Origin of the sequence: Hypericibacter sp. (assembly GCF_050729195.1) — a bacterium.
Lineage (GTDB): Bacteria > Pseudomonadota > Alphaproteobacteria > Dongiales > Dongiaceae > Hypericibacter.
Map to the genome: position 1 here is coordinate 1 of NZ_JBOHKS010000093.1, position 4,642 is coordinate 4,642.

The 4,642-nt window shown below is 64.0% G+C and carries 6 protein-coding genes; 5 read left to right on the forward strand and 1 reads right to left on the reverse strand.

Annotated elements, in window-relative coordinates:
* The 3 genes from ACREE8_RS07000 to ACREE8_RS07010 all read left to right on the forward strand — a co-directional run.
* The coding region (locus tag ACREE8_RS07000) for a hypothetical protein (protein ID WP_431572267.1) at positions 1-720 on the forward strand (720 nt) is incomplete at its 5' end.
* Between the two features lie 97 nt (positions 721-817).
* Positions 818-1,435 (forward strand): hypothetical protein, encoded by a 618-nt coding sequence (locus ACREE8_RS07005; RefSeq protein WP_431572268.1) that lies wholly within the window; start codon positions 818-820, stop codon positions 1,433-1,435.
* Complete coding sequence (locus ACREE8_RS07010) at positions 1,435-1,692, forward strand: hypothetical protein (protein WP_431572269.1); 258 nt, start codon at positions 1,435-1,437, stop codon at positions 1,690-1,692. The genes ACREE8_RS07005 and ACREE8_RS07010 overlap by 1 nt, the downstream gene beginning before the upstream one ends.
* A gap of 18 nt (positions 1,693-1,710) precedes the next feature.
* Here the strand turns inward: ACREE8_RS07010 and ACREE8_RS07015 are convergent, their stop codons facing one another.
* Entirely contained in the window at positions 1,711-2,592 is an 882-nt protein-coding gene (locus ACREE8_RS07015) for a hypothetical protein (RefSeq protein ID WP_431572270.1), read from the reverse strand.
* 105 nt (positions 2,593-2,697) lie between these two features.
* Between ACREE8_RS07015 and ACREE8_RS07020 the strand changes: the two genes are divergently transcribed.
* Together ACREE8_RS07020 and ACREE8_RS07025 are read left to right on the forward strand one after the other, a co-directional pair.
* Positions 2,698-4,164 carry a hypothetical protein gene (locus tag ACREE8_RS07020; protein WP_431572271.1) on the forward strand — a complete coding sequence of 489 codons (1,467 nt, stop codon included), beginning with the start codon at positions 2,698-2,700 and terminating at the stop codon, positions 4,162-4,164.
* Positions 4,161-4,505 carry a hypothetical protein gene (locus ACREE8_RS07025; RefSeq protein WP_431572272.1) on the forward strand — a complete coding sequence of 115 codons (345 nt, stop codon included), beginning with the start codon at positions 4,161-4,163 and terminating at the stop codon, positions 4,503-4,505. Before ACREE8_RS07020 ends, ACREE8_RS07025 begins: the two co-directional genes overlap by 4 nt.
* Positions 4,506-4,642 lie beyond the last annotated feature (137 nt).

A 4,642-nucleotide genomic window follows, 5' to 3' on the forward strand; every position in this document is an offset into this window, starting at 1 on the left:
TGGAATCTGGGGCTGGCGGCCGCCGCGGCGAAGTTCAAGCAGGTCGCCGCGATCCTGATCGTGGTGGCGGCCCCCCAGGTCATCGATGGCGTGCTGCATCCGCCGGGCGTGTCGACGAATCCCGACCCCTATCTGCAGGGGCGCGAGGAAGGGAAGCGGCTCTGCGAATGGGGCCTCAAAGTCTCGCCCGTGCTGGTGGCGCGCTGTCCGGCCAAGTCGCCGGCGAAAGCGCTGACCTGCACGGCGGCCCAGGCGCACAATGGTTACGGTGTCGCCGCGGGCGAGATCCAGGCGAATGCGCCGACGCGGACGGATTGCTTTCCCTGCAGCCTCGCCTGGCTGTTCGGCGAGCATTACACGCCGCCGGCCAACGGCAAATACTGGGACCTCGCGGTCGACATCATTCCGATGCTGAAGCAGCGCTTCGGCAACCTCATTCCGCAGGGGCCGGAGCTGCCTTGCTGGCGCCAGCTCGCCCAGTCCAAGGGCATGCCGGGCTCGATGTCGCCGACCGCGATCGAGCAGGAGATGCTGGCGGCGGGCGACGGGGCCAAGGGCGTGATGCTGTGGAAGGGCCCGGGCGAAGAGGCCGGCCATGTGATCGGCGTCAAGACCGTGGGAAACGAGGTGCAGTTCCGGGACGAGCAGCAGCTCATGGACGGGAAGCTCTGGTTCCCGACGCTCGAGGGGAAGTGGGTGACGTTCTACCGGGTGCAGTAGCCCGGGACGGACGAGCACGACCATCGGGTGGTCGTAGCCAAGCGTAAGTGCCGCATTGTCGCCAGTAAGGAATCCTATGCCAGCGCCACCCAACCACATGCCAAAGAAGAATCTTTCGGCGTTACGCCCCGAGGTCGGGCCGCCGCGAGGCCTCCTGGGATATCTTTCCGCCGCAATCTCGACTGGATCGAACGCGACGCAAGAGACCGACGCTCGCCCTCGCGGGGCGCCATTGCGGCCGCCTCCGCAACCAGCACGGCTTGGCGAGCTTCTCTATTTTGACCCCAATGGCTGGAGGGAATCCTCGCTCGGGCATATCGCCGTCGACATCGACGGCATAACCTATTCCTGGACACCGAAGGGGATGCATGTCGAGCCGACGCTCGATTATCTGAAGCGCAACAGTTTTCGCGATGCCTACAGCTTTCCCCTGCGCCTCAGCTCGAAGGAGTTAGGGCAGATCGAGACCTCCATGCAGGACTATGGTCCTCACCATAAATACGACATATTCGACGCCAATTGTACGGACCCGCTCGAAGACGGGCTTCAACAGCTGGGTTTTCCAATTGCCAGAAGCCCGCTTCCGCTGGGGTTGAGAGATAGCTTGGTCTATAACGGCCTGATCGACGGCAACGGCTATCATTATTATCCGGCCGACCCGGAAAAGAAGCGCTGGTATCCCAATGCGCCCTGGTCGGTGATGGGAGGTCCTTGATGAAGCGAGGAAAGATCATCGGCCTGACGATCCTCGGAATCATCATCGGCTACCCAATTTTCGGAATCGGCATGGAGACGCTGGGGAAGGGCTTATCTCTTGCCGAAATGGACTGGAACAGCGACGGCCGGACTACGGTCGGGGAGTTCTTCGACATGATGGACGTGGGGGTGAGTCGGGTCGAGATCGATGGCAAGCCTTGTCGTGATGTCTATGAGATGAAGGATGGACAGCCTATCAAGACCCTCTGCCCCTAGAGCTGTTACGAACGCGTTCTAGTTCGTATCGATCCGGACGAAAGCCTGGGCGAGCCATTGGGAGCGCCGTTCCAGGAGCTCGACTCGCAGGGGATCGGGCTCGCTGTCCACGATCCAATAGGGATTGGTGTTGATCTCCCAGACCTGAAGCCGGCCCTTGCGGAAGCCGTAGTCGATCCGGCCATAATCGATGCGCGCCATCGCGAAGATTTCGCGCAGCGCCTCCTCATGCGGGTTCTTCTCGAAGTAGTTCAACTCCTCGGCGGCGGTTTCCTCATTGACGATGGCGTCGGTCGAGTGCTTCACGATGGGCTTGCGCGCAACATAGAGATGGAACGGCTTGATCTCGCCGCCGACGATGGCCGCGCCATATTTGCGCACGATGCCCTGGGCGTCGCGTGTGTCGCAGAATTCGACCGCCAGAAGATTGTCGCGTGCGACCGGCAGGCGATGGATCGCCTCGAGCTCGCGGTCATATTCCTCGGGGTTCATCAGCATGCGCGACACGGCGCCATCATGCTCATTCTCTCGGCGGATGAAGACCGGATAGCGCGAGGGACGCCGGACCTCGTCCAGGCGATAGGCGTTGAACTGGTTCATGCCCGCTTCGTAGAGCGTGCGCAACAGCTCGTAACGGCGCAGCGTGCGCACCGGATGATTGAGCAGTCGGTGGCCGCCGGCAGCATCGAGTGTGTCCCAGCTCTTGGCGATCTCACCCAAAATAGGCGGCGGCACGCGTTCGAGATCGCTGAAGATGTGGGTCGCCGGCTGGCTCATGCCGGTGCTCGCGCTTTCCCGATAGGTCGAGGCTTCGATCCGAACCTTCTGGCGATGGCCATCCACCTCGAGGAATCGTCGGATCGCGTGCGCGCCACGCTCGGTAGAGAAAAAGCGGATCATAAGGCCTCGTCCGCAAGAGTTGATTGGTCCAGGCTCGACCGCAAGCCCGCGCGAGACCGCACTCTAGGACAAGACCCCGAACCGGGGCAATGAAGGGGAGACGGCATGATACCGGTCGGCGAGTTCCTGCCCGACGGCTCGGCCTTCGGCAGCGCCGGCGCGACCGAGGCGAAGAACGTGATCCCGGCGGCCAACTCCTATCGGCCGCTGAAGACGCTGATGGCGTCGGGCTCGGCTGCCTCCGGCATCCGCATCCAGGGCGCGATCACGCTGCGGTCGACGGACCTGACGGTCAAGTCGTTCGCCGGGGATGCGACCAAGCTCTATGGCTTCGATGGCGCGGCCTGGTCCGACTTCAGCCGGACTTCCGGTGGCGCCTACAGCACGCCGGCCCAGGGCCTCTGGCGTTTCGCCCAGTTCGGCGATGTCTGCCTGGCGGTCAACGGCTCGGATGCGGTGCAGGCGATCGCCATGGGAGCCGGCGCGAACTTCGCGGCGCAGGGCGGTTCGCCGCCCGCCGGTGCGCGCTATATCGCGGTCGCCCGCGACGTGGCGGCGCTGGGGCGCGATGGGGCCAACTCCAACCGGGTGAGCTGGTGCGATGTCGAGAACCTCGACTGGACGACGGGCGCCGCCGATTTCCAGGACATGCCCGACGGTGGGCAGATCCTGGGCCTCTTCGGGGGCGACAATCTGGTGGTGCTGCAGGAACGCTGCATCCGGCTCGGGATCCGCACCGACTATCCGCTGACCTTCACCTTCGACAAGATCAGCCAGGACAAGGGCTGTCTCGCCGAATGGGCCTCCGCGCAGTTCGAGAACCTGCTCTTCTTCCTCGCCCATGACGGATTCTATCTGCTGGCGGGCGGGCAGCAGCTGCAGCCGATCGGGGCGGAGAAGGTCGACCGGTTCTTCTTCGAGCATCCCGAGCATGGGGTCGATCTCAACAGCCTGCACCGGGTGACGGGTGCCGTCGATCCGGTCAACAAGCTCTATATCGTGAGCTATCCATCCGTGGGCGGCGGCACGGGCCTGCCGGACAAGGCGCTGATCTATCACTGGCAGCTCGGGCGCTGGTCGCGCGCCGAGTTCGCCTGCGACCTGGTCTTGTCGGCGATGGTCCAGTCCTCCTGGAATCTCGACAATATCGACACGCTGATCGGCAATCTCGATGCGACGAGCCTGTCGCTCGACGATGCCGCCTTCACCGGCTCGGGCCGGCTGTTCCTGGCCGCCTTCACGCCGGGCCATGAGCTGGGCTTCTTCAATGGCGGCACGATGGCCGCGACCGTCGATAGCGGCGAGACCCAGATCACGCCGGGCCGCCGCTCGCTGGTGACGGGAGTCCGCCCGCTGGTGGATGGCGCCGCGGCCTCGGTCGCGCTCGGCACGCGCAACCGGCTGAACGATCCGGTCACCTGGAGCCCGGCGGTGGCCATGAACGATAACGGTCTCTGCCCGGCGCGGCAGGATGCGCGATTCCATCGGGCGCGGATCGCGATCGATGAAGGCGCGGATTACGCGCACATCCTGGGCGTCGAGCCCGAGTTCAAACCGAGCGGGGCGCGATGACCACCGTTTTCAAACCGCTGCCGCCGCCGGTCGGATCTGGTGACGTTGGATTTATCTGGCAATACCTGTCTCGGGTTTACGACGTCGTTCGCGGCATCCTTGCCGGCAAACTGAATTGCACCGCGACCGTCACCCTTCGGGCGAGCCAGACCACGACGACGCTCACCGATGCCCGGATCGGGCCGGAAAGCTGGATAGGTCTGGCCCCGCTCACGGCCAACGCTTCGACCGCCGAGAAGGCCGGCGTCTATGTCTCGGCGCGCGCGCAGGGCTCGGCGACCCTCACGCATGCGAGCTCGGCCAATACCGGCCAGGATTTCGCAGTAACTATTCTGGGCTGATCGATATCTCGAGATGAAAATATGACCCCAATCCTGGGGATGGCGGCCTGCCGAACAGCATCTTTGGGGACTAAATAGATGCCGCCACGTGGGCTTCTCGATCCGACGCTCTATAGGAAGGCGGCGCCGGAGCCGGC